This is a genomic window from Corallococcus sp. AB049A, assembly GCF_003668885.1.
Lineage (GTDB): Bacteria > Myxococcota > Myxococcia > Myxococcales > Myxococcaceae > Corallococcus > Corallococcus interemptor.
In genome coordinates this window covers 1-1,309 of sequence record NZ_RAWL01000795.1, presented here as the reverse complement: position 1 = coordinate 1,309, position 1,309 = coordinate 1, and the positions used below count along the sequence as shown (strand labels likewise).

Annotated in this window: 1 protein-coding gene; it reads left to right on the top strand. The window is 70.6% G+C overall.

Features of this window, described 5'->3' with window-relative positions; all coding sequences use genetic code 11:
• Positions 1 to 136: 136 nt before the first annotated feature.
• Positions 137 to 1,156 carry an alpha/beta fold hydrolase gene (locus D7X55_RS39450; RefSeq protein ID WP_120552194.1) on the top strand — a complete coding sequence of 340 codons (1,020 nt, stop codon included), beginning with the start codon at positions 137 to 139 and terminating at the stop codon, positions 1,154 to 1,156.
• The last annotated feature ends 153 nt before the right edge of the window (positions 1,157 to 1,309 follow it).

Below are 1,309 nucleotides of genomic sequence, written 5' to 3'. Positions count from 1 at the left end.
GCGATGGACCCACATCCCCTGCAACTGTCCTGCCGTCCGGGGAAAGTCCGCGTGAGACACACCGGCAATGGCCGGCCGGGGGGCGTAGACTGAAGGGGTGACATCACGACAGGCAACGGCACCCCGGTTGAGCCGGATGGCGGACCTCTTCACCAAGGCGGTGGAGCGGAGCAAGGAGGGGTTGCTGACCCTCACCTTCAAGCCGGACGAGCTGTACCGGGTGCCCACGGACGACGGAGCGGCCATCGCGCTGGGGCGCTACCACCCTCGAGGGGAGCGCCGGTTCGCGGAGCCCGTCCTCCTGTGCCACGGGCTGGGAGCCAACCGCTTCCACATGGACTTCAACGAGCAGTACAGCCTGGCGCGCTACCTGGCGCGGGCGGGGTTCGAGACCTGGGTCATCGAGCTGCGCGGCCGGGGCCTGGCGGGGGCCTGCGCGGACTGGAATTTTGATGATCAGGCAGAACACGATGTGAGAACGGCTTTGCGCACCGTGATGTCCACGGGTGCCCAACAGGTTCTCTGGGTGGGCCACTCCAAGGGCGGGCTGATGCTCTACGCCCACCTGGCCAGGAACCCCCAGGCGCCGGTGAAGGCGGCGGTGTCCCTGGGCGCGCCCTTCACCTTCGCGGTGCAGCCGGGCTTGCGAGCGTTCGTGCAGCGGGTGGAGCCGGTCCTCAAGCTCAAGGTCATCCCCACCCGGCGCGTCACCAGCATCGCCTTCTTCGGGGCGCCGCCGGGGCCGCTCACCCGGTACATGATGCTGGCGGACAACATGGATCCGCAGGTGGTGCGCTGGGCCCTGGCCAACGTTCCGGCGGACGTGGCCGGCGGGGTGGGCCGGCAGTTCGCCCGGTGGATCACCACCAGCCAGTTCACGACGTTCGACGGCAGCTTCGACTACCGCGAGCCGCTGGCCGGGGTGCGCATCCCCTTCCTGCTCATCGCCGGCAGCCGGGACCTGCTCGCGCCCCCCCTGGCGGTGGCCCGGGCGAAGGAGCACCTGGGCGGCCCGGTGAAGATGCTGGTGGCCGGGCGCGGCCACGGCTTCGCGGCGGACTACGGCCACGCGGACCTCATCCTGGGCCGCAAGGCGCCGGACGAAATCTTTCCCCAGGTGGAGGCCTTCCTGGCCTCCAACGCGACCCGGCTCTAAGGGGGCGCGGGTTGTCCGGGCCCTCCCGGCGTGCTACCCGGAGGGCCGCTCCATGGGCCCATCCGTTCGCTTCCCATCCCGGCCATGACGTCCCGCTTGAAAGCCTGGCGGCCGGACGCCACCGTGGAAGGTCCCCCGTCCCCTCTCCCGAGG

Excerpts from the sequence above, each read along its gene's own strand:
- D7X55_RS39450 (WP_120552194.1), top strand. The coding sequence starts at position 137 with ATGGCGGACCTCTTCACCAAGGCGGTGGAGCGGAGCAAGGAGGGGTTG.